The 21715-nt window shown below is 59.8% G+C and carries 20 protein-coding genes; 17 read left to right on the plus strand and 3 right to left on the minus strand.

Translation table 11 applies throughout. The features are described 5' to 3' along the window. Genes flgG through fliP form a run of 7 tightly spaced genes read left to right on the plus strand, consistent with a single transcriptional unit; the run spans position 1 to position 4961 of the window. Positions 1 to 789 (plus strand): flagellar basal-body rod protein FlgG, encoded by a 789-nt coding sequence (flgG, locus tag QA648_RS01205; RefSeq protein ID WP_104821998.1) that lies wholly within the window; start codon positions 1 to 3, stop codon positions 787 to 789. Between the two features lie 33 nt (positions 790 to 822). Continuing rightward, complete coding sequence (gene flgA / locus QA648_RS01210) at positions 823 to 1308, plus strand: flagellar basal body P-ring formation chaperone FlgA (RefSeq protein ID WP_283049112.1); 486 nt, start codon at positions 823 to 825, stop codon at positions 1306 to 1308. Next, on the plus strand, positions 1305 to 2423 hold the full coding sequence (locus QA648_RS01215) for a flagellar basal body P-ring protein FlgI (protein ID WP_104822000.1): 1119 nt from the start codon (positions 1305 to 1307) through the stop codon (positions 2421 to 2423). Before flgA ends, QA648_RS01215 begins: the two co-directional genes overlap by 4 nt. Continuing rightward, positions 2420 to 2956 (plus strand): MotE family protein, encoded by a 537-nt coding sequence (locus QA648_RS01220; RefSeq protein ID WP_283049115.1) that lies wholly within the window; start codon positions 2420 to 2422, stop codon positions 2954 to 2956. Before QA648_RS01215 ends, QA648_RS01220 begins: the two co-directional genes overlap by 4 nt. Beyond that, positions 2953 to 3666, plus strand: coding sequence for a flagellar basal body L-ring protein FlgH (gene flgH, locus QA648_RS01225; RefSeq protein ID WP_104822002.1), 714 nt, complete (start codon positions 2953 to 2955; stop codon positions 3664 to 3666). The genes QA648_RS01220 and flgH overlap by 4 nt, the downstream gene beginning before the upstream one ends. Positions 3667 to 3711: 45 nt before the next feature. After that, positions 3712 to 4206 carry a flagellar basal body-associated FliL family protein gene (locus QA648_RS01230; RefSeq protein ID WP_104822003.1) on the plus strand — a complete coding sequence of 165 codons (495 nt, stop codon included), beginning with the start codon at positions 3712 to 3714 and terminating at the stop codon, positions 4204 to 4206. Continuing rightward, positions 4203 to 4961, plus strand: coding sequence for a flagellar type III secretion system pore protein FliP (gene fliP, locus QA648_RS01235; protein WP_283049118.1), 759 nt, complete (start codon positions 4203 to 4205; stop codon positions 4959 to 4961). Before QA648_RS01230 ends, fliP begins: the two co-directional genes overlap by 4 nt. A 221-nt stretch (positions 4962 to 5182) precedes the next feature. On the opposite strand, the gene QA648_RS01240 is transcribed toward fliP, so the two are convergent. Next, positions 5183 to 7123: a glycosyl transferase gene (locus tag QA648_RS01240; RefSeq protein ID WP_283049120.1), complete on the minus strand. Its 1941-nt coding sequence runs from the start codon at positions 7121 to 7123 to the stop codon at positions 5183 to 5185. A gap of 329 nt (positions 7124 to 7452) precedes the next feature. On the opposite strand from QA648_RS01240, the gene QA648_RS01245 reads away from it, so the two are divergent. Next, on the plus strand, positions 7453 to 8364 hold the full coding sequence (locus QA648_RS01245) for a flagellin (RefSeq protein ID WP_104822005.1): 912 nt from the start codon (positions 7453 to 7455) through the stop codon (positions 8362 to 8364). Between the two features lie 256 nt (positions 8365 to 8620). After that, positions 8621 to 9535, plus strand: coding sequence for a flagellin (locus QA648_RS01250; protein ID WP_104822006.1), 915 nt, complete (start codon positions 8621 to 8623; stop codon positions 9533 to 9535). Positions 9536 to 9656: 121 nt separating this feature from the next. Here QA648_RS01250 and QA648_RS01255 read toward each other — a convergent pair whose 3' ends face one another. Next, positions 9657 to 10907: a tetratricopeptide repeat-containing protein gene (locus QA648_RS01255; protein WP_283049123.1), complete on the minus strand. Its 1251-nt coding sequence runs from the start codon at positions 10905 to 10907 to the stop codon at positions 9657 to 9659. After that, complete coding sequence (locus tag QA648_RS01260) at positions 10901 to 12388, minus strand: pyridoxal-dependent decarboxylase (protein WP_283049125.1); 1488 nt, start codon at positions 12386 to 12388, stop codon at positions 10901 to 10903. Before QA648_RS01260 ends, QA648_RS01255 begins: the two co-directional genes overlap by 7 nt. Before the next feature lie 322 nt (positions 12389 to 12710). Here QA648_RS01260 and QA648_RS01265 point away from each other — a divergent pair, with 322 nt between their 5' ends. The 8 genes from QA648_RS01265 to QA648_RS01300 all read left to right on the plus strand — a co-directional run bounded on the left by QA648_RS01265 (position 12711) and on the right by QA648_RS01300 (position 21704). Further along, positions 12711 to 13631 (plus strand): flagellin, encoded by a 921-nt coding sequence (locus QA648_RS01265; protein ID WP_283049127.1) that lies wholly within the window; start codon positions 12711 to 12713, stop codon positions 13629 to 13631. 262 nt (positions 13632 to 13893) lie between these two features. Continuing rightward, positions 13894 to 14868, plus strand: coding sequence for a flagellin (locus QA648_RS01270; protein ID WP_104822010.1), 975 nt, complete (start codon positions 13894 to 13896; stop codon positions 14866 to 14868). Positions 14869 to 15116: 248 nt separating this feature from the next. Then, on the plus strand, positions 15117 to 15755 hold the full coding sequence (locus QA648_RS01275) for a hypothetical protein (protein WP_283049130.1): 639 nt from the start codon (positions 15117 to 15119) through the stop codon (positions 15753 to 15755). Further along, the gene (locus tag QA648_RS01280; RefSeq protein ID WP_283049132.1) at positions 15752 to 17239 is read left to right on the plus strand and encodes a MotB family protein; all 1488 of its coding nucleotides are present in this window, start codon (positions 15752 to 15754) and stop codon (positions 17237 to 17239) included. Before QA648_RS01275 ends, QA648_RS01280 begins: the two co-directional genes overlap by 4 nt. Positions 17240 to 17242: 3 nt before the next feature. Continuing rightward, the gene (gene motC, locus QA648_RS01285) at positions 17243 to 18547 is read left to right on the plus strand and encodes a chemotaxis protein MotC (RefSeq protein WP_104822013.1); all 1305 of its coding nucleotides are present in this window, start codon (positions 17243 to 17245) and stop codon (positions 18545 to 18547) included. Between the two features lie 2 nt (positions 18548 to 18549). Continuing rightward, positions 18550 to 20217: a flagellar hook-length control protein FliK gene (locus QA648_RS01290; protein WP_283049134.1), complete on the plus strand. Its 1668-nt coding sequence runs from the start codon at positions 18550 to 18552 to the stop codon at positions 20215 to 20217. Continuing rightward, positions 20126 to 20752, plus strand: coding sequence for a transglycosylase SLT domain-containing protein (locus QA648_RS01295; RefSeq protein WP_245463924.1), 627 nt, complete (start codon positions 20126 to 20128; stop codon positions 20750 to 20752). The genes QA648_RS01290 and QA648_RS01295 overlap by 92 nt, the downstream gene beginning before the upstream one ends. A gap of 280 nt (positions 20753 to 21032) precedes the next feature. Then, a complete protein-coding gene (locus QA648_RS01300) occupies positions 21033 to 21704 on the plus strand; it encodes a winged helix-turn-helix domain-containing protein (RefSeq protein ID WP_104822015.1) in 672 nt (223 codons plus the stop codon). Positions 21705 to 21715 lie beyond the last annotated feature (11 nt).

Raw genomic sequence — 21715 nt, forward strand, 5'->3', positions numbered from 1 at the left:
ATGAGAGCGCTCGCTATTGCCGCGACGGGCATGGACGCCCAGCAGACCAACCTCGAAGTAATCGCGAACAACATCGCGAACATCAATACGACGGGTTACAAGCGTTCCCGCGCCGAGTTCTCGGACCTTTTGTACCAGACCGAACGCGCCAAGGGCATTTCCAACCGGCCGAACCAGGCCGTGGTGCCGGAAGGCGCCAATATCGGTCTCGGCGTGCAGACGACGGCCGTGCGCAACATTCAGATCCAGGGCGAACTGTCGCAGACGCAGAACGATCTCGACGTCGCGCTGGTCGGCCGCGGATGGTTCCAGATTCAGATGCCCGACGGCACGACGGCCTATACGCGCGCCGGTTCGTTCAACAAGAGCGATACGGGCCAGATGGTGACCGCGGACGGCAACGTGCTGGAGCCGGGGATCACGATCCCGAACAATGCCAGCAACATCGTTATCAACGAATCCGGTCAGGTCTCGGCGACGATCGGCACCGCGACGACGCCGACCGTTCTCGGCCAGTTGCAGATCGCCAACTTCGTCAACGAAGCCGGTTTGCAGCCGATGGGCAGCAACCTCTTCACCCAGACGCCGGCCTCCGGCGATCCCGTCGTCTCCGATCCCAATACCAACGGCTTCGCCTACATGAAGCAAGGCTATCTGGAATCGTCGAACGTCGATGCGGTCAAGGAAATCACCGATCTGATCAGCGCGCAGCGTGCCTACGAGATGAATTCCAAGGTCATCACCACCGCCGACGACATGGCGCAGATCGTCAGCAAAGATCTGAAGTAACGAGAGGACGGGCCGAACATGAGGGTTCGCCGGATGAAAAGCTTAGCAATGGCCTGGCTCGCCGCGGCGAGCCTCTCCGTCATGTTCGTGTCGGCCGCTCCCGCCGGCGCAACGGGCACCGATGGCACCAGCCTGGGGACCGCCGTCGTGCCGACCGAGACGATTTATCCAGGAGATATCATCAGCAGCGGTCAGCTCGAAGAGGTCGACGTCACCAATCCGAATCTGACCGGCGATTACGCCAAGCGGATCCGGGATGTAACCGGCTTGGTGTCGAAGCGCACGCTCTTGCCTGGCCGAACCATCTCCATTTCGGCGCTACGCCAGCCCTTCGCCGTGACACGTGGCTCCAATATCCGTCTGGTGATGAACATGGGCAGCATGACGATCACCGCGGCTGGAACGCCGCTGGATGACGGCGCGGTCGGCGATAGCGTACGAGCCCGCAATCTGGACTCCGGCATCATCGTCAACGGTACTGTTCTCGAAAACGGCACGATCCGAGTGGTCGCAAAATGAGAAGCCTTCGCCATTTCCTCGGGGTTTTGCTGGCATTGCCGAGCCTGATCGTCGCCGATCCGGCGCTGGCGATGCAATCGCGCATCAAGGACATAGCCTCGCTGCAGGCCGGCCGCGACAACCAGTTGATCGGCTACGGCCTGATCGTCGGTCTCCAGGGAACCGGCGACAGCCTGCGTTCCTCGCCCTTCACTGAACAGTCCATGCGCGCGATGCTGCAAAACCTCGGCATTTCGACGCAGGGCGGCCAGTCCGCCGCCAAGAATACCGCCGCCGTCATGGTGACGACCAATCTGCCGCCCTTCGCAAGCCCAGGCAGCCGCATCGACGTCACGGTCAGCTCGCTTGGCGATGCGACGTCGCTGCGCGGCGGTACGCTGATCATGACCTCGCTCAGCGGTGCCGACGGGCAGATCTACGCCGTGGCGCAGGGCTCGGTTATCGTCTCTGGCTTCCAGGCCCAGGGGGCGGCCGCGAGCGTCACCGAAGGCACCACCACCGCCGGCCGCGTGCCGGGCGGCGCCATCATCGAACGCGAACTGCCGTCGCGTTTCAAGGATTCGGTCAATCTTGTCCTGCAGTTGCGCAATCCGGATTTCTCCACCTCAATCCGCATCGCCGATACGGTCAATGCCTGGGCGACCTCGCATTTCGGCGGTCCGATCGCCGAGGCCAAGGATTCCCAGGAAGTTGCGATCGAAAAGCCGAAGATGGCGGATCTGACGCGGCTGATGGCGGATATCGAAAATCTCGACGTCCAGACAGACACGCCTGCCAAGGTCGTCATCAATGAACGCACCGGAACGATCGTCATCGGCGCCGATGTCCGCGTCTCGCCGGTCGCCGTCAGCTACGGCACCTTGACGGTTCAGGTCAGTGAAAACCCGCAGATCGTGCAGCCGGAGCCCTTCTCGAACGGTGAGACGGCCGTTCAGGATCAGACGGATATCACCGCCAGCAAGAGCGGCGGCCGCGTCGCTGTGCTCGAAGGACCCGATCTGAAGACGCTGGTCTCCGGGCTGAACAATATCGGCGTCAAGCCGGACGGCATCATCGCCATCCTGCAAGGCATCAAATCGGCCGGCGCCCTGCAAGCGGAGCTCGTGCTGCAATGACATCGATCGCCATCGCCAGGAAATTGCTGACCGCCGGCTGCGTGGCGACGGCGTTGCTGCTGTCGGTCTCGGCCGCAACGGCGCAGGAAGCGCCGAAGCCGGTCGTCGACCCGGCTTCGAGCCAGGACGAGATCAAACAGTTCTGCACGAACATCGCGGACCCGGCCCGCGACCAGCGCTATCTGCTGCAGAAGCAGGAGCTTGAGAAACTGCAGGCCGATGTCGACCAGCGCATCGCCACGATGGACAAGCGCAAGGCGGAATACGAAGACTGGCTGAAGCGGCGCGACGACTTCTTGAAGACCGCCGATTCCGGCCTGGTCGACATCTACAAAAACATGAAGCCCGATGCGGCGGCGGCAAGCCTTAATGAGGTCAAGGTCACCGTAGCGGCTGCGATCATCATGAAACTCTCACCGCGCCAGTCGAGCCTCATTCTGGCGGAGATGGACGCGCAGAAGGCCGCTGTTGTCACCAACATCATCTCCAGCGCGTCCGATCCGAATACATCGAAGTCGAAGGACCCCTCATGAACATGCGTCTTACGGCCACGTGCGCAGTCGTCGTTTTCCTCGCCGGTTGTCAGTCGCAGGCTCTGAAGGAAATCGGCAGGGCGCCTGCCATGAGCCCGATCGGCAGCGGCCTGCAATATGCGCAGACGCCGCAGATGTTGCAGTATCCGAAGCGGCCGCATCAGGTGGCGCAGGGATACTCGCTCTGGAACGATTCGCAGGCGGCCCTTTTCAAGGATTCGCGAGCCCTCAATGTCGGCGACATCCTGACGGTCAATATCTCGATCAACGACAAGGCGAACTGGGATAACGAGACCAATCGCAGTCGCACGAACAAGAGCGATATGAACTGGGATATCACCGCCAAGATCTTTGGCTGGCAGCCGAGCACCAATGCTGACGCAACCTCCGGCTCCGACACCAGCACTGACGCCAAGGGCAAGATGCAGCGTTCCGAGCAGATCACTCTGCTTGTTGCCGCGGTCGTCACCGGCGTTCTCGAAAACGGCAACCTGATGATCAGCGGTTCGCAGGAAGTGCGGATGAACCAGGAGATTCGTATCCTGAACGTCGCCGGTATCGTCCGGCCTCAGGACGTCACGTCGGAAAACACGATCTCCTACGACAAGATCGCCGAAGCGCGTATCTCCTACGGCGGCCGCGGCCGTCTGACGGAAATTCAGCAGCCGCCGCGCGGCCAGCAGGCGGTCGACCTGCTGTCGCCGCTCTGACGGCCGGGCAGCCACACGGTATTTTGCTAACAGGCGGACAGAGACATGGCAGCAGCGGCAGACGCATCGGAAAAAGGCAAGGGATCGCCGCTGATCATGATGATTGTCGGGCTGGTGATCCTGACGGTTCTCGGCGGCGGCGGCGGCTGGTTCCTCGGCACCATGGTCTCCCCGAAGATCAAGACGGCGACGGCCGTGGCAAAGGCTGCGGAGCAGACCCCGACCGGCGAAAAGCAGGCAGCGGCCGCCGCGGAAGCAAACGGCATCATTCAACTCGATCCGATCACGACCAATCTTGCCTATCCCTCGCAAAACTGGATCCGGCTCGAAATCGCGCTGATGTTCAAGGGCAAGCCGGACGCGCAGCTTGCGGAGGCCATCCATCAGGATATCCTCGCCTATGTTCGCACCGTTTCGCTGCAGCAGGTCGAAGGCCCGCGCGGCTTCCAATATCTTCGGGATGACGTTCAGGAACGTGTTGACCTTCGCTCGGAAGGGCGGGTATCGAAAGTTATGTTCAGAACTTTCGTGATCGAATGATTCGATTATTATTTGCTTTACTTATATTGGTTTTCGCTGCGTTTTCGCCTGAAATGGCGATGGCGCAGCAATTGCCGCAACAGCTCCCGACGGATCTCTTCAATGTCCCGGTGAACGGCTCGGTCGCGGCTTGGATCATTCGCACCTTCGGGCTGTTGACGATCCTGTCGATCGCGCCCGGCATCCTCATCATGGTGACGAGCTTTCCGCGCTTCATCATCGCGTTTTCGATCCTGCGTTCGGGCATGGGCTTGTCCACCACGCCGTCGAACACGATCCTGCTGAGCCTCGCGCTGTTCATGACCTTCTACGTCATGTCGCCGACCTTCGATCAGGCCTGGAAGGATGGCGCGCAGCCGCTGATGGCCAATCAGATTTCGGAGGCCGATGCCGTTCAGCGCATCGCCGAGCCTTTCCGCACCTTCATGTCCAACAACACGCGCGACAAGGACATTAAGCTCTTCGTCGATCTGGCGCAGGAGCGCGGGCAAACGGTCGTGGTCGACAACAAGATCGATTATCGCGTGCTGATCCCGGCTTTCATGATCTCGGAAATCCGCCGTGGTTTTGAAATCGGCTTCCTGGTCGTTCTGCCGTTTCTGGTCATCGACCTGATCGTCTCGACCATCGTCATGGCGATGGGCATGATGATGCTGCCGCCGACATCGATCTCGCTGCCCTTCAAGATCCTTTTCTTCGTGCTGATCGACGGCTGGAACCTGCTGGTCGGCAGCCTTGTGCGCTCTTTCCACTAAAGCAATTCCGGGAAAAGTGCGAAGCGGCTTTCCGTCCGGAATGCGTAAAAGCAAAGGGATAGAGCGCCGTGCGTTCATATGAGCGCACAAAGGTCGCTGTAGTCTTTTGAATCTAGAGCATCTTATCCGCTTGCAGGTGATGTCACCTGAGCGGAATGCTCCAATCGCCTGCAGCCGGTGGGACCGTCATCGGGAGCGGAGCTTCCGATGAAGAGAGGTCCTTATTCTGCGGCGATCGCTGCAGCATCCTGACTTTCGACCAGGAACGGTTCGGCTCGCGCCGGCAGTGCCGGCACGTCCATATGATCCGGATCAAGGCCCTGCTTGGCGCGTGCGACCATCATTTCGTAGGCGGTTTCCACGTAACGGGTAAGGCGTTCGGCATCGAAGAGCGGCTTGATGTAGCGATTGGCCGCCAATGTCTCCTTGAGCGCGGCAATGCGCTCCGGCTGCCTGGCGAGCTCGACGGCCATGTCTTCATAGGCTTTGACACCGGCCGCCACCAGCTCCGGCACGCCGATGGCGTTGAGCAGGCTTTCGCTGACGCGCGAGGCGAAGTTCGTGCCCTTCATCGTCAACACCGGCAAACCGCCCCAGAGCTGTTCCGAGGTCGTCGTGTGGCCATTCACCGGGAAGGTATCGAGACCGAGATCGGCCAATTGCTGGCGGTCGATGTGATCCTCATAGCGGATACGCGTGGTGAAGATGATGCGCTTGCGGCTGATGCCGCGCGCCTCCAGGCGCGTCCACAGGTTGGCCTCGGCGCGCGGGTTGCAAAGCAGCCAGAGCACGCTGTTCTTGGTGCGCTTCAGTATGTTGCACCAGATATCGATCATGTGCGAGGTGATCTTGCGGTTGCCGTTAAACGAGGCGAAGACGAAAGCATCCTCCGGCAGGCCATGCAGCGCACGGGTCGTCGGCCGCGGCTTCGGGCGATATATCGGATCGTTCGGCTGATAGCATTCGGGCAGGCGGCAGAACTTCTCGTGGAAATGCGGCTTGGAATAATCCGGCAGAACGTAGGGATCGCCGATAATGTAGTCGAGGTCGATGTTGACGGCGGAGCCCGGAAAGCCGAGCCATGCCGTCTGAATCGGCGCAGCCTTGTGGTTGAGGATGCGGACGCGGCTATCCTTGGTATGTCCTTTCAGATCAACCAGGATGTCGATCTGATGGGCACGGATCGCCTCTGCCGCCGCCTGATCGGAGAGGCTGCGGACATCGACCATGGTACCCAATTTCGAATAATCGAATTCTTCCTCTTGCTGAGATGACGGCTTGGAATGGTCGAAGAGGACAATCTCGAATCGATCCTTGTCGTGCAGTTCCAACGTCCGCTGCATGAGCTTCATCGTCGCATGGCCCGGCCAGAAGTCCGATGATAGATAGCCGATGCGAATCTTGTCGCCCCATGTATGCGGCGCCTTGCGGCGCGCCTCTGCGTGCCCGGCCGGCAGCGGTGCCGTATCGTGCACCGCGAACTTGTTGATCGCTTCGTCACCGCACCAGTGCAGATGGAAGAAGGGATTGTCCGGCCTGATATAGTCGAGGTTTCCGGCAGCCGTCGCCGCCAGGATCGGCGCCATATGTTTGTCCACTGTCGCAAGATCGGACAGTTCGCGGGCGAAGATCAAATGAAGCGTGCGAAAGATGATGTTGTCGGGATGCTTCTTGAACAGGGTGGCGACGATGTGCCGGTTGCCGTCGTCGTAAAGGTCATCGGTCAACAGTTTTGACGCCATCAACCGATGTTTGAGCTCCGGCCCTTCCACGAGCACGGTCCTGAAGCCGGCCAGCAGGTCCCTTTGCTGACGGCTCAGAAAGATGCTGGAAAGGGCAAAGGCAAGATCCGGATCCTTGAGCGCCCGATTGAGAATCAGGCTACCGATCGAAAGCGTTGCATCTTCGTTGCCGCAGGCAAAGTGCAGCAGCAGGGCTTCCCGCAGATAGTCTTCGCGATAAGGCTTCTGCCGGCCCGCCAGTTCATAGGATCTCGCCGCGTCCGCTCTGAAGCCGAGTTTGAGCAGCGTCTTTGCCAGCAGGGCATAGGTCTTCGGCGATGTATCGACATTGAGCAGCCCGTTCAGTGTTTCGAGCGCGCGCGTATATTGTCCCTTTTGATAAAAGCTGGACGCTGTCCCATAGGCGTTTTTCGTATTCACGAGCGAGAACTCCGAGCGAACTTTGGACGGTCTCCGGCAAAGGCCGGAGTCCGTCATCATGGATTCGGGGGATAATCGCGCGCGTAGCTTGCCTGAAACCGAAGCAATGGTTGAACCCCTTTACGCATCGTTAGCTACGTTGTTGTCGGATGCTTTTGCGGGTTCCGCGTTTAAGGAATTCGCAAGCAATGCATGCGAGTTTACCTGCGACATGACGGGTTTGGTCCTCTAGGAAATGGGACCGAGGAGCATGAAGCCGCTCCGTCATCGCCGGTATTTGAAGTCCGGTATGTCCTCCTTTTCGTATTCAGTTTCCAGGGGACACACTTATGACCAGCATCGTAACCAACAATTCCGCTATGGCCGCTTTGCAGACTCTGCGCGGCATCAGCAACAACCTGCAGAGCACGCAGGACGCTGTTTCTTCCGGCCTGCGCATCTCCAAGGCTTCCGATAACGCCGCCTATTGGTCGATCGCCACCACGATGAAGTCCGACGACAGCGCTATCGGCGCCGTCTCCGACGCCCTCGGCCTCGGTGCCGCGAAGGTCGACACGGCATCCACCGCAGTCACCAGCACCCTCGACATCGTCGGCCAGATCAAGGACAAGCTCGTCACCGCCATGGAAGGTTCGGTTGACAAGGGTCAGGTCCAGGAAGAAATCGGCCAGCTTCAGGAACAGCTCCAGAGCGTCGCTCAGTCCGCTTCGTTCAACGGCGAAAACTGGGTCATGGCTGCAAACGGCGACTCCGCCTCGGTCGTTTCCTCGTTCATCCGCGGCACCAACGGCACCGTTTCGGTCAGCACGACGTCCTACGCCTTCAACACCGGCGCAACGGGCAACGTTCTGTTCGGCGCGAATAACGGCTCGATCGACACGTCTTCGGGTATCCTTGGTACCCAGGACTCCACGGTTGGCGCTTCGGTCTTCAGCCTGGACATCACCAACATGACCTCCGGCCAGATCTCCAGCGCCCTCAACATGGTTCAGACCGCTCTGAACTCCATGACCAGCATGGGTTCGAAGCTCGGCTCGATCTCCAGCCGTATCGACCTGCAGACGACCTTCGCTTCGTCGCTGTCCGACTCGATCGAATCGGGCGTTGGCAAGCTGGTCGACGCCGACATGGAACAGGAATCGAGCAAGCTCTCTGCTCTGCAGACGCAGCAGCAACTGGCTATCCAGTCGCTCTCGATCGCCAACTCCTCCACGCAGTCGATCCTGTCGCTGTTCCGTTAAGAAGAAGGATTGGCGCTCGACGCCAGCCGAAATTTCTAAACACCAAGTTAACCGCGCCTGTCTAAGGCGCGGTTTTTTTTATATTTTTAGACCGGGGTCGGTTCAGGTTTTCTTAACCATATTGCTGTTTTCTAACACCATTGAAACGGCGAGTTAACCTTAACCGAATGGGTTAACAGGCATGATGCTGAGTGCCGTTACCGGTTTTTAGGTCCGGAATGTCCCTTATTTAACCGCTGCCAAAGGGGCAAATATTATGACGAGCATCCTTACCAACAACGCTGCAATGGGCGCACTGCAGACACTGCGCGGCATCAACAGCGACTTGCAGTCCACGCAGAATGCCGTTTCCTCGGGCCTGCGCATCTCCAAGGCTTCCGATAACGCCGCCTATTGGTCGATCGCCACCACGATGAAGTCTGACGACAGCGCTATCGGCGCCGTCTCCGACGCCCTCGGCCTCGGTGCCGCCAAGGTCGACACGGCTACCACCGCAGTCACCAGCGCCCTCGACATCGTCAGCCAGATCAAGTCCAAGCTTGTAACCGCCATGGAAGGCTCGGTTGACAAAGGCCAGGTCCAGGAAGAAATCGGCCAGCTCCAGCAGCAGCTCGAGAGCGTCGCTCAGTCCGCTTCGTTCAACGGCGAAAACTGGGTCATGGCCGCAAACAACGATTCCGCCTCGGTCGTTTCGTCCTTCATCCGCGGCACCAACGGCACCGTTTCGGTCAGCACGACGTCCTACGCCTTCAACACCGGCGCAACGGGCAACGTTCTGTTCGGCACGCAGGCTAACGGCTCGATCGACACGTCTGCGGGTATCCTTGGTACCCAGGACTCCACGGTTGGCGCTTCGGTATTCAGCCTCGACATCACCGGCATGACCGGCGGCCAGATCTCCACCGCCCTCAACATGGTTCAGACCGCTCTGAACTCCATGACCAGCATGGGTTCGCGTCTCGGCTCGATCTCGACCCGCATCGACCTGCAGACGACCTTCGCTTCGTCGCTGTCCGACTCGATCGAATCGGGCGTTGGCAAGCTGGTCGACGCCGACATGGAAGAAGAATCGAGCAAGCTCTCTGCTCTGCAGACGCAGCAGCAGCTGGCCGTCCAGTCGCTCTCGATTGCCAACTCCTCCTCGCAGAACATCCTGTCGCTGTTCCGTTAATAGGAAGAACCGGCGCCTGGCGCGCCGGCTCAAATTTCGAAACAACAAATTCACCGCGCCTTTCCAAGAGGCGCGGTTTTGTTTTTCAGGGTGGTATCCACTTAAAGCGCGTCGCGATCTTTCAGATTCCACCGGTCTTCCGGTGGCGCACAGCATCGATGAAGCCATCAAACAACTTGCGCATGGCAACCTGCTTGTAGGGATAGATGGTGGCGCTATCCATGTTGTGGACGACCATCGCCACGTCGAGCTCGAAAACCAGCAGACGTCCGTCGGGAAGTTCGGCGCAATCGATACCGAAATAATCAAGCCCTATGTGACGATAGAGAGCTTCGAAACTCTCCTTGTGGCGGACCGCGAAATCCGTATCGAAATTCTCCATCCAAGCCTGTTCGACAGCCCGCTTCGCCGGGCTTTCCGCCATGCCGGCGCTGAGATAATGCACGATCCAATGCTCGGAAAGCGCCATATGGCTGGCGAAGGCCTTGCCTTCGATAAATACGATGCGCTGCTTGTTGTAGAGCCCGTCCGGCCCGCGGAAATCGATGAAAGGCGCGACGTAGAGCTCGGGAGCCGACTGCGTGGCCAGCCATGCGGACAGTCCCGAAATATCGGCGATACGTTCCATTCCATTGCCGGCATGGGTACTGATCGGACGAACGACGAGCGGAAATGAGAGGCCCGGCGCGCATTCGTCCAGGGCTTTTGTGCCCGCACCGACTGCGACAAGGTCCTCGCGTGGAACGCGGTACGTGCTCGGCGACAGAATGGAGGGCTCATTGGCCAGCATGCCGCTGACGCCATCGCGCGTCAGCCGGCTGATCAGTTCCGGATCGTCGTTCATGATCGGGCCGTCAAAATCGGCCAGCAGCGTCCGCATCCGTTCAAGCACGGGGGCGTTTTCGGTCGATTCGCCGATCGCCATGAACGCAACGTCGTGGTCCGGCAAATCCGTGAGCGCGGTCGTTTCCGCGTCCACGTAATGCAGCCAAAGAACACAATTGCTATCCGCCAGCAGAAAATCCAGCGGCGTGTTCGCCATGAAGTTGCCCGGCGTCACGAAGGCCAACAGCCGGGGCCCTTGTCCATCCCCGTGGACGACGCAAAAGTTGCGGCTGAGCTCCACCGCGCCCCGCAGGACCTGATGAGCCTCTTCGGAGCGGCCAAGCGTCTGCAGGATCGTCCCCAGGTCGAACATCGCCGCCGCGTCTTTGCCATTGGCTCCGATCCGCTGCATCAGCTCGTTCCAAAGCGGCGTCACGTCGGCGCCGGCATAGATGAGCGACACGATCCTCTGCATGCCCAGGATTCGCCTGGCGCCTCCGATTTCGTCAGAGGCGCGAGCGGCCACGAGGCCGGATGTCATCAGCATTGGAGCAAATCCTGTCGAGAACCGAGTTTCAGAACGCCGTCAATCAGCGCGTCGATATCCATCTGCCGCGTGCGATGGTTCACGATCGCGGCGCGGATTGCCGGTTGTCCGTTAATGTGGGTGAGGGACGGGGCGACGCGCCCCTCGGCGTGGAGATGTTCGATGATCCGGGCATTGACTTGCGGCGGCGCGTCACCGTCGGGGCCGACATAGGCAAAGCAAACGATATTGAGCGCAACCGGCGCCAAGAGCCGCAAGGCGGGTTCCTGTTCGATCCGGCGTGCGAGATCGCGTGCCAGGACACAGTTGGCAGCCATCGAATCCCCCAAAGCCTTGACGCCATAGGTCTTGAGGGTGAACCAGGTTTTGAGCGCGCGGAAGCCGCGTGACAGGTCCGGGCCGTAGTCGCAAGGCCACCAGTCACCGCCGGCCAGACCCGAGGCGGCACGGCTGAGATAGGCGGCTTCCGAAGCAAACGTCTGGCGCTGCCATGTGCTGTCGCGCACGAGGAGGAAGCCTGCGTCGTATGGCACCTGGCCCCATTTGTGGAAATCGAAGGCCAGCGAATCGCAGGTTTCGATGCCGGCGAACAAATGCGCCAGATCATCGCAAAGGATACCCAGCGCCCCCAACGCACCGTCGACGTGAAAATGCAGGTCGTGGGCGTCGGCGATACCGCGCAAAGCGATGAGGTCGTCGATCGCTCCGGTATTTACCGTCCCTGCGCTTCCGATGATGAGGAACGGCGTGTGCCCGGCCTCCTTGTCGCGCATGATGGCACGTTCGAGGGCCGCAATATCGATCTGCCCGGCCGCGTTGACCGGGATTCGCCGGAGCTGATCGCTGCCGACACCCGACATCTCGAATGCGCGCGGCACGCAACCATGCACTTCGCTCGATGCGTAGCCCACGAGCCGCGGCTCGTTCGATAGACCCTCAGCGCGGGCATTTGCACCGAGCTTTCTACTGCGCGCGAGCAGGAGGGCGACAAAATTGGCCTGCGAGGCGCCGGTCAGGAACAGGCCGCCAGCGGTATCCGGAAATGAGAATATTTGCCGCGTCCATCGGATGATCTGACGTTCGACCTCGATCGGCATATGGTCGCGTCCGCCAAGATTGGCGTTCAGACCGCCGGCCAGCATCTCCGCCAACATGCCGGCGACCGTTCCGCCGCCCTGCACCCAGCCCATAAATCCTGAGTGGATATTGCCGCTGCCATAGGGAAGAACATTGTCGCGGAATGTGGCATGGACATCCGCCAGGTCCGTCGGTTCGACCGGCAGAGGCGCGTCAAACAGGGCGCGCGCAGGCGACGGTGCCGGTTGCCAGACGGGTTTTTCGGAGAGCCTTTCCAAATGGTCGAACATATCGTCCAGCATCTGGTGACCCTGTTTGCGCAGGCTTTGCCAGTCGTCGGGGTCGAGGCTTGTCCGTTGCCGCGGTCCATCCCACGGTGATCCGCCATCTTGTAAACTTAACATGTCGACCCCGCATGGGCTGATATACCGACGTTGTAACCACGCCGATTCCGGCCGGACAGTCGCCCGATCATGACAATCTTATGCCGCCCAAGGTGGCGCGAAGCTGACCTGACGCGCCGATGGCCTCCTGCAGGAAATATGATTTTGTTAACTTTCCGGTTTTGTTGTTAACCTTTTATTAAGCCTAGTAGTGTCATCTGCGGCTAACGCAACGGTTGGTTAACGTCTCTTAAGAGCCAGTTAACAGGCATGACGCTGATTGCCGTTCCCGGCCGAAGACCGGAATGTCCCTTCCAATTTCAGCCACAAGGGGCACCTCTCCATGACCAGCATTTTGACCAACGATGCAGCAATGTCTGCTCTCCAGACTCTGCGCTCGATCAACAATAATTTGGAAGACACCCAAAACCGGGTCTCTTCCGGCTATCGTGTCGCCAAGGCCTCCGACAACGCCGCCTATTGGTCGATCGCGACCACCATGCGTTCCGACAACAGCGCGCTTTCGGCCGTCTCCGACGCTCTGGGCCTCGGTGCCGCCAAGGTCGACACCGCCTATACGGCAATGGACAATTCCATCAATGTCGTCGAGCAGATCAAGGACAAGCTTGTCGCGGCCACCGAAAACAGCGTCGACAAGGCGGATGTTCAGGAAGAAGTTTCACAGCTTCAGCAGCAGCTTGAGAGCATTGCGCAGTCCGCTTCGTTCTCCGGACAGAACTGGATGATTGGAGCCAACGGCGCTTCCGCATCGGTCGTGTCCTCCTTTGTCCGCAACAATGATGGCACGGTCGAGGTCAACAGCACCAGCTATAGCTTCGATACGGGATCGCAGGGCAACGTGATGTTCGGCGCCAATGCCGATGGTACGATCGACACGAGCTCCGGTATCCTTGGCACCACGCAGAATATCAACGGCACCGCCTATTCCGTCTTCAGTCTCGACATTACCGGCATGACGAGCGGCGGCATCGGCCAGGCGATGAACCTGGTGCAGTTGGCTCTCAACGCGATGACGAGCACCGCTTCGCAGCTCGGCTCGCTGTCGACCCGCATCGACCTGCAGACAAGCTTCGTTTCAACGCTGAGCGACACGATCGACTCCGGCGTCGGCAAGCTGGTCGATGCGAATATGGAAGAGGAATCGAGCAAGCTCTCGGCGCTTCAGACCCAGCAACAATTGGCGATCCAGTCGCTGCAGATCGCCAACAACAGCGCGCAGAACGTTCTGGCGCTCTTCAAGTGAGCCTTGACCGGAGCTTACGTTAGGAAAGCGCGGCGGCATTTCTTTCTTGCCGCCGCGCATAAGCTTTTGTTAACGTTCCGGGGTAACTGATTTGCAGTATCTGCGCAGAGCCCCGGTGTTCGATCAATTTCGTCGGAACCGATTTGAGGGCTTGATCTAGCGACGAGCCGCGTTGGGATCATTCCCGCTGGCGGGCATGAGGCCGTTCGTTGCTGCCGGACCCGTCCGGCCTGCCGTTTCCAATAGAATTACGGATCTCCCGATGAGCAGTGTAACGACGAACCCCGCCTCTTTGGCCGCGCTGACGGTATTGCGCGGCGTCAACAAAGATCTTGGTGTCGTGCAACAACAGGTTTCATCCGGCCTGCGCGTCGAGAACGCGGGTGACGATCCGACCTATTGGTCGATGTCGAAGACGATGCAGTCGGACCAGAGCAGTCTTTCCACCATTACCGACGCGCTCGGCCTCGGGGCCTCGAAGGTCGATACCGCCTCCACCGCCATGGATTCGGTCGTCGATCTCGTGACCCAGATCCAGGCCAAACTGGTTTCGGCCAAGGAGCCAGGCACCGACAAGAGCGCGGTCAATGCGGATATTGAGCAGCTCAAGAACCAACTGCAGTCGGTCACGCAATCCGCGTCCTTTTCCGGTGAGAACTGGCTCTACAACACCGATGCGCAGCCCGATACCGAGCAATCCGTCATCAGCAATTTTACGCGTGGCACGAGCGGTCAAGTCAATCTGGTGACGATCGATTACGATAGTTCGCAGACCCTGATGATCGACACGGCCGATGCCAGCCGCGGACTGCTGACGAAGAATATCGATGCCAGCACGTTCGACAGCAGTGGAACGTCGACGGAGCGTAACTATTATCTCCTGGCTGCGGATTCCGGTACGCCGCCTGACGACGGCACCGAAATTTCCATTTCCGACAGCACGACGGACGATGAAATCACTGACATGATCAATGTGACGAACTCGATCCTGAAGTCGGTTACTTCAGCCGATTCGACGCTGGGCGTGATGAAATCGCGTATCGACGATCAGACTGATTACATTTCCAACCTCAGCGATGCCGTCAAGACCAGCGTCGGTAACCTTGTCGATACCAACATGGAAGAGGCATCGGCGCGCCAAAGCGCGCTGCAGACGGCGCAGCAGATGGGCATTCAGGCGCTGTCCATCGCCAACACCATGGCGAGCAAGGTGTTGATCCTGCTGCAGGCAAAGTGAATTTCATGTCGTGTGGGCAGGAGGGTCGCTCCTGCCGCATTCATCCTCGCACAAGTTTGACCCCCTACGGTCCATCGCAATGGCATGGCTGCGCTATTTCCGGTGACGTTCGGCGTCACGCCCGGAAAGCGTGGTCGCAGGACGGAAACCGGAAGCGTGATGATCGACGTTTTGAGCATGGGAATTCAAGGGGCCTGTCGGGAAATCAGCTCGCGGTCTTCTGCGGATGAAAACGGGAGGATGTCAGCATGAGCCCGACGCTATCCCGCTATCTCAAGGATTTCAGCGCCGAGCCGCCGCCGCCTCCGTCCGCCGCCATACCGGATATGCCGTTCGAAGAGACTTTGGACTTTCCAGAAAGTCCCGTGGTGGTGCCGATTGATATCGAGGCGGAACGCCGCGAAGCCTATGCAGAGGGGCACGAAGCCGCAACGCAGGAATTGACGCAAAAGCATCAGGCCGAGCTGGAGACTATCGCCGAAACGCATAGAGGCGAAATGGATGCCTTGCGCGCCCGATATGAGGAGCGCGCGGCGGAGAAGATCGTCAACGGATTGAAAAAAGTCGCCACGATGCTCGGACAGGCGATCAGCGCGGAAGCTGCCGTCGCACTTGCGCCGATCATGACGGAAGCGCTGACGGCCAGGGCCGTCGCCGATCTCGCCGAACGGGTGACGGCAGCCATTCTCGATGGCGCGGCAGGTCCCATTACGGTCAGTGGCCCCCGTCATCTCTTCGAGGCCCTGCATGCCAGTATCGGCCAAAACGGCGTCTTGTTGCGCCACGTCGAGGCTCGCGATGTCGATCTCACCGTAACGATCGGCGAGAGCGTGCTCGTAACCCGCATGTCTGCCTGGGCCGCTAGCCTGAAAGAGATTCTGAAATGAGCGACGGCGATCAAAATCAGGGCAAACACGAGATCATCATCGTCAAGCGGCACGGCGGCGGTGACCATGAGGGCGGCCACGGCGGTGCATGGAAGATCGCCTATGCCGACTTCATGACGGCGATGATGGCCTTCTTTCTGGTGATGTGGCTGGTGAACGCCGCAAACGAGGAGACGAAGGCCTCCGTCGCCTCCTATTTTAATCCGATCAAGCTCGCCGACGAAAAGCCAACCGAGAAGGGGCTGAAGAAACCCGTCGACAAGGCGGACGGGCAAAAGAACCAGGCGAAGTCGAAGAACAAGGAAGACAATCCGAACGACGGCAAGTCCGCCAAGACCGGCGAGGACCAGACCTCGACGTCGGGTGACCAGACGAATTATTCCGAAGCGGATTTCTTTGAAAATCCCTATTCGGTCCTTGCCGAGATCGCTCAGCAGGTCGGTCAGCAGGCCAATGTCAGCGCCAAGGGTGAGGGGGGCGCTGCCCAGTCGGGTCCCGCCACCGGTGCGGATGGCGGCCAGGCCTATCGCGATCCCTTCGATCCGGATTTCTGGACCAAGCAGGTTCAAGTCTCCAGCGCCTCGAAGAAGGCGAACGAAGAACAGGACGCAAAATCCGACAAATCGCCGAAGGGCGAAGTCATTGCCCTTTCCAAGGCGACCGCCGCCGATACCGGTCAGCCGGCCACCCAGCCGCAGAATCCGGAGGACCAGCCGACCCTGAGCGATCCGCAGGCGTCGACGGATCAGCAGACCAAGGACCAGCAGAACAAGCAGGCTGCAAAGCAGACGCCGAACCAGCAGACCGCAAGCGCCGCTGCCGCCGAGCAAAGCGAAGCTTCGACATCCGAAGACAATACTGCGGCGGCGCAGAACAAGGACGTCGCGCCGACGAAAGATCAGCAGCAGGACGCCAAGGACCTGCAGGAGGCGATCCAGAAGCAGATCGGCGGCGTTGCCGGTCAGCTCGCCGAGGGTCTTCAGGTCATGCCGGCAGAGGGTGGTCTCCTTGTGACGATTTCCGACCAGACCAACGACCCGATGTTCAACATCGGCTCGGCCGTTCCACGTCAGGAAATGGTGCTGGCGATGGCAAAGATCGGCAAGATCCTTGGGGATCGGAAAGGGTCTATCCTGATCCGCGGCCATACCGACGGGCGTCCCTATATGGTCGATGGCCACAACGACAATTGGCGCCTGTCGCTCGACCGCGCCCAGAGCGCCTACTACATGCTCGTCAACGGCGGGCTGGACGAGAAGCGGATCGCGCAGGTTTCGGGCTTTGCCGACCGCCGGCTGAAGCTGCCTGACGATCCCTTCAACGACGCCAACCGCCGCATCGAGATCCTGATCCAGGGCGCTTCAAGCCAAGCCGCCAAGAACCAGACCGATGGCAGCAATCAGGACCCGGTCAAGCCGAGCCAAGGCAAGCAAAATCAGGGTAAACAGGGCCAGGGCAAGCCGAGCCAAGGCAAACAGGGATAGTCCATGGCGCGCATTCAGCATCGTCATCGCGTCGCGCTTGCTCTGACCCTCGGCATGGTCATGCCGGGGATCGCTGGTGCGGAGGGTCCGGACAGCCTGCCGCCCTACAAGATGCTGCGTTCGCTTGAATTCATTCAGGACTCCGTGGTGGCAGGCGATAGTTCGGCCGGCGAGATGCAGCGTTTCATGCTCTCGACCATCGACGAGCGCCTGCGTACCGCCGATAAGTCCGCTTTCGACGACAGCCGCAATGTCGATGCCGCGCTGATCTACGCGATGAGCGGCGGCAATCCCGCGACGCTGGAATATCTGATGTCGCGCGACCTCAACGGCAATTTCGACAATCGCGTCGCCGACGTCTTGAGGAAATATCTGAACGGCAAAGGGCTGCTGGTGGTCAACACGCTCGCCGATATTGCCAGGGAATATCGCGACAAGAAGATTGGCCCCTATCTTTCGCTCGTTGCCGCCAACGTCATGTCCGCCAAAAACCCGAAGGCGGCGCTGAAGTTTTATGACTGGGCGCGCCTGACGTCGCCAGGCACTATCGTCGAGGAATCGGCGCTGCGCCGCTCCCTTGCGCTGTGCGCCGACACCGGGATGGTGCGGGAGGGTCTGGATTATGCGCAGCGGTATACGAGGCGCTTCCTGCACTCGCCCTATGCCAGCCAGTTCGCCAACCTCTTCGTGCAGCTCGTCGTCGATCATGACACCGACGTCAAGCAGCAGGATATTATCGATATCCTCGCGTTCATGGATCCGCCGAGGCAGCGGGAAATCTATCTGCGAATGGCGCGCCGCGCCGCGATCGCCGGCAAGGCCGATCTCGCCGCGCTCGCGTCCGGTCGCGCCCAGGCGATCTCCAACGACGGCGGCGATGCGTTCGGCGCGCTGGCGGGCTTCTATGGCGGTGTTGCCGGCGTGTCGACACCCGATTTAGGGGCGGCAGTGCGCAACATAGACCAGATGCCAGCCGGCGAATTGAACGCGCAGGATCGCGCTCTGCGCGATGCCGCCAAGGCGGTGGCGGACGAAATTCTGCGTGAGCCGGAGCCGACAAGCCTGACGCAAGTCTCACCGCCTAATCTGCCTAATCAAGAAAGTACTGAACACGATGCTGCTGTGACGAACCAACCTGGGGCCCAGTCCCCTGGCACGGCGGGTGTTGAGGAGGGAGCCCCGGCAAAGGCGGCTCACGCCCCGGATGAAGGAAGGCAGGAGGCCGACTCTTCATTTAAAGCATTCGTCACGACGAGCCGCTCGAAGCTTGACGCCATCGACGGCCTGTTGAAGCAGGAAAGTCATTGATCATGATGGATATCGGTATTGCCAGTGCCCCGCCCGGGGCCGATCTGGTTGCTGTTGCCAAAGGCGGGCGTTCGGCCAAGCAGGATGATGGTGACGGCAAAGGGTTTCTGGATGCATTGACCAGTTCGCGCGGCAACGGGCGAAGATCTGACACGGCCGCGAACGACGATACGGACAGCACCGATACGGCGACCGATATCGATACCGACGCAAATGCGAATGCGGATCCGGCGAAAACGTCGGCTGGCGATCCGACGGCAACCGCTCCGGTCGTGGATGATGGCAGCAACGCCGGAGCCGGCATGATCGATCCGTCCGTCGCCAATATTGCCGCCCTCGCTGAGCTTGCCAAAGGCTCCAAGCAGCCCGGCGGTGCCAAGTTCCCGCAAGGAGCGGACGCGGCAAATCTTTCAAAATCGTTGATGGATCTTCAGAAGTCGACCCAGGTAGATGGCGCATCTGCCGATCAGGCTCAGGCGACTGATCCGGCCGGCAAGACGGATGCGGCCCAGGTTCTAGATCAGGCTCAGGCGCAGACCTCGGATCAGCTCGACGACATCGCGCAGCAACTGGCGGACGCGATCGCGGGCAATCAGCCGGTACAAGGCGCTGGCAATGGCGACGGCAAGACGCAAGCGCCGGGGAAGACGGGTAAGACGACGTCAGCGGATGACGACAGTAAGTCTTCGGCGACGCAAACCACCCAGACCAGCGGCGCAGCGTCGGATGCGCTATCGCTTTTGAACGTGCCGCAGGCGGCCAACGCGGTTGCGGCTGCGCCGCAGAGCGCAACGAATGTGTTTGCCGGCGCCGACACAAAGACGCAGACGGAGCCGGATCAGCCTTTGCCGAAAATTGCCGATGTGACGCTGAAGGATGCGTCGGCGGATGCCACGGATACCGGATCGGCAGTTTCTGGGACAAGCAGCGACGCCACGACCACGGCGCAGACGTTCAGGCTGGTGCGTGCCGATGGACGCGGCGGCTCGCTCGACATGTCGATCAGCAAAACCGGCAGCGACGATGCGGCGCAGGTCGACGTCAAGGCATCATCGGGCAGCAGCAATGCGGAGACCGTTACGGTGCTCGATTCCCGTCGCTACCTCGGTCTTGCGGCCAATTCCAACGCGACGCTCGTCACCGGCGCTCTCGCTGGAGATGGAGAATGGTCGAGTGCGATGCAGCCTAGTTCGGCGCTCTCCAACGCGGCGAGCTGGACGAGCACCGGCAAGGTCGTCAATACGCTCAAGATCCAACTGCATCCCAACGATCTCGGCCAAGTCACCGCGACCATGCGGCTTTCCGGCGATCAATTGAGTGTCGATCTCAAGGTGCAGACCAGCGAGGCCTATCGGCAGCTCCATGCCGATCAGAGTCACATGGTCGATGCGTTGCGCGCCCAAGGATATCAGGTCGACAATATCACCGTGACCCTGGCCTCGAACGCGGATCAACAATCGGATAGCGGCAGGCAATCCGGCTCCCAGGGACAGTCCCAGCAATCCCTATTGAATCAGGGGCAGGGTGGGGACGCACGACCAAAGGGGCAGAGCTATTCGGGGCAGCAGGCAAATGGCAATGATGGTAATCGCAGCACGGGCGAACGCGGCTTGGAAGACGGCACTGCTGGCAGTGCTCAGCGTTTACGCTCTGGCGACGTTTACCTCTGACGCCCTTGCCACCGCGAACGGCGCGCCGCCCGATAACGGCGCAGCCGGCCTGTGCGAGCGCGAAATCCAGTCGGCAGCGGCGAAATTCGGCATACCGGAAGGCATCCTCTATTCGGTCGGTTTGACGGAGACCGGACGCAAAGGCTCGCTGTATCCCTACGCCCTCAATGTCGAAGGCAAGCCAATCTTCCCGCCTTCCGAAGGCGCCGCCTTGCAGACCTTCGTTGCGGCCAAACAGAGCGGAGCGAAGCTGATCGACATCGGCTGCATGCAGATCAACCAGTATTTTCACGGCGAAAACTTCGCCTCCGTTGCCGATATGTTCGACCCCCATCGCAATGTCGAATACGCTGCCAAGTTCCTCCGCGACCTCCATGACAGGCATGAGACCTGGACGATGGCGGTAGCTAGATACCATGCCGGCCCGAACAACGACCCCGCCCAAAAGGTCTATGTTTGCCGCGTCATCGCCAATCTGGTCGCCACCGGATATGGAAAATGGACGCCGAACGCGGCGACCTTCTGTCAGAACTGAATTAACCAAAAGTTGTATTTGGCTCTTCGTAGGCGGTCGCTAACCTATTTGGCATGGTTGACAACACGAAGATGCCATGAACTACGTATATTCGTAATATACTAACTAACCAATTTTTTATCGGTGTAAAACCAAGGGTACCCACTACATCTAGTGCAAATCGGCCCCCAATTCTTAATCAATTATTAATTCCCGTCACTCATTTCCGACAGTTGTTCGTGATTCGCCCGATTCGTACCCATAGTCCATCGAAACACCACACTGATTCGGAGGCGGACGAATGATCGTAGTGGTTGATGAGCGAGAGCTCGTTAAGGATGGTTATACTTCTCTCTTTGGGCGCGAGGGCATCCCGTCAACGGGGTTCGATCCCCGGGAATTCGGCGAATGGGTCACGACCGCTGCGGACGGCGATATTGCCGCCGTCGAGGCGTTTCTGATCGGACAGGGACAGCATGTGCACGAATTGCCGCGGGCAATTCGCGACCGGTCGGTAGCTCCCGTCATCGCCGTCAGCGATCAGCCCTCGTTGGAATCGACGCTGGCGCTCTTCGACTGCGGCGTCGATGATGTTGTCCGTAAGCCGGTGCATCCGCGCGAAATCCTGGCCCGTGCGGCTGCGATCCGCCGGAGGCTGAAGGCGATCACCAGCTACACCGACATCGGCCCGATTCGCGTCTTCGCCGACGGTCGTGACCCGGAGATTAACGGCGATGTCTTCGCCCTGCCGCGGCGCGAACGTCGCATTCTGGAATATTTGATTTCCAACCGTGGCCGCCGCGTGACCAAGACGCAGATCTTCAACGCGATCTACGGCATCTTCGACGAGGAAGTCGAAGAGAACGTCGTCGAAAGCCATATTTCCAAGCTGCGCAAGAAGTTGCGCAAGAAGCTCGGTTTCGATCCCGTCGATTCCAAGCGCTTCCTTGGCTACTGCATCGATTGGAATTGATGCTTCGACCG

The organism is Rhizobium sp. CB3171, from assembly GCF_029714265.1.
Classification (GTDB): Bacteria; Pseudomonadota; Alphaproteobacteria; order Rhizobiales; family Rhizobiaceae; genus Rhizobium.

Excerpts from the sequence above, each read along its gene's own strand:
- flgG (WP_104821998.1), top strand. The coding sequence starts at position 1 with ATGAGAGCGCTCGCTATTGCCGCGACGGGCATGGACGCCCAGCAGACC.
- flgA (WP_283049112.1), top strand. The coding sequence starts at position 823 with ATGAAAAGCTTAGCAATGGCCTGGCTCGCCGCGGCGAGCCTCTCCGTC.
- QA648_RS01215 (WP_104822000.1), top strand. The coding sequence starts at position 1,305 with ATGAGAAGCCTTCGCCATTTCCTCGGGGTTTTGCTGGCATTGCCGAGC.
- QA648_RS01220 (WP_283049115.1), top strand. The coding sequence starts at position 2,420 with ATGACATCGATCGCCATCGCCAGGAAATTGCTGACCGCCGGCTGCGTG.
- flgH (WP_104822002.1), top strand. The coding sequence starts at position 2,953 with ATGAACATGCGTCTTACGGCCACGTGCGCAGTCGTCGTTTTCCTCGCC.
- QA648_RS01230 (WP_104822003.1), top strand. The coding sequence starts at position 3,712 with ATGGCAGCAGCGGCAGACGCATCGGAAAAAGGCAAGGGATCGCCGCTG.
- fliP (WP_283049118.1), top strand. The coding sequence starts at position 4,203 with ATGATTCGATTATTATTTGCTTTACTTATATTGGTTTTCGCTGCGTTT.
- QA648_RS01245 (WP_104822005.1), top strand. The coding sequence starts at position 7,453 with ATGACCAGCATCGTAACCAACAATTCCGCTATGGCCGCTTTGCAGACT.
- QA648_RS01250 (WP_104822006.1), top strand. The coding sequence starts at position 8,621 with ATGACGAGCATCCTTACCAACAACGCTGCAATGGGCGCACTGCAGACA.
- QA648_RS01255 (WP_283049123.1), bottom strand. The coding sequence starts at position 10,907 with ATGCTGATGACATCCGGCCTCGTGGCCGCTCGCGCCTCTGACGAAATC.
- QA648_RS01260 (WP_283049125.1), bottom strand. The coding sequence starts at position 12,388 with ATGTTAAGTTTACAAGATGGCGGATCACCGTGGGATGGACCGCGGCAA.
- QA648_RS01265 (WP_283049127.1), top strand. The coding sequence starts at position 12,711 with ATGACCAGCATTTTGACCAACGATGCAGCAATGTCTGCTCTCCAGACT.
- QA648_RS01270 (WP_104822010.1), top strand. The coding sequence starts at position 13,894 with ATGAGCAGTGTAACGACGAACCCCGCCTCTTTGGCCGCGCTGACGGTA.
- QA648_RS01275 (WP_283049130.1), top strand. The coding sequence starts at position 15,117 with ATGAGCCCGACGCTATCCCGCTATCTCAAGGATTTCAGCGCCGAGCCG.
- QA648_RS01280 (WP_283049132.1), top strand. The coding sequence starts at position 15,752 with ATGAGCGACGGCGATCAAAATCAGGGCAAACACGAGATCATCATCGTC.
- motC (WP_104822013.1), top strand. The coding sequence starts at position 17,243 with ATGGCGCGCATTCAGCATCGTCATCGCGTCGCGCTTGCTCTGACCCTC.
- QA648_RS01290 (WP_283049134.1), top strand. The coding sequence starts at position 18,550 with ATGATGGATATCGGTATTGCCAGTGCCCCGCCCGGGGCCGATCTGGTT.
- QA648_RS01295 (WP_245463924.1), top strand. The coding sequence starts at position 20,126 with ATGATGGTAATCGCAGCACGGGCGAACGCGGCTTGGAAGACGGCACTG.
- QA648_RS01300 (WP_104822015.1), top strand. The coding sequence starts at position 21,033 with ATGATCGTAGTGGTTGATGAGCGAGAGCTCGTTAAGGATGGTTATACT.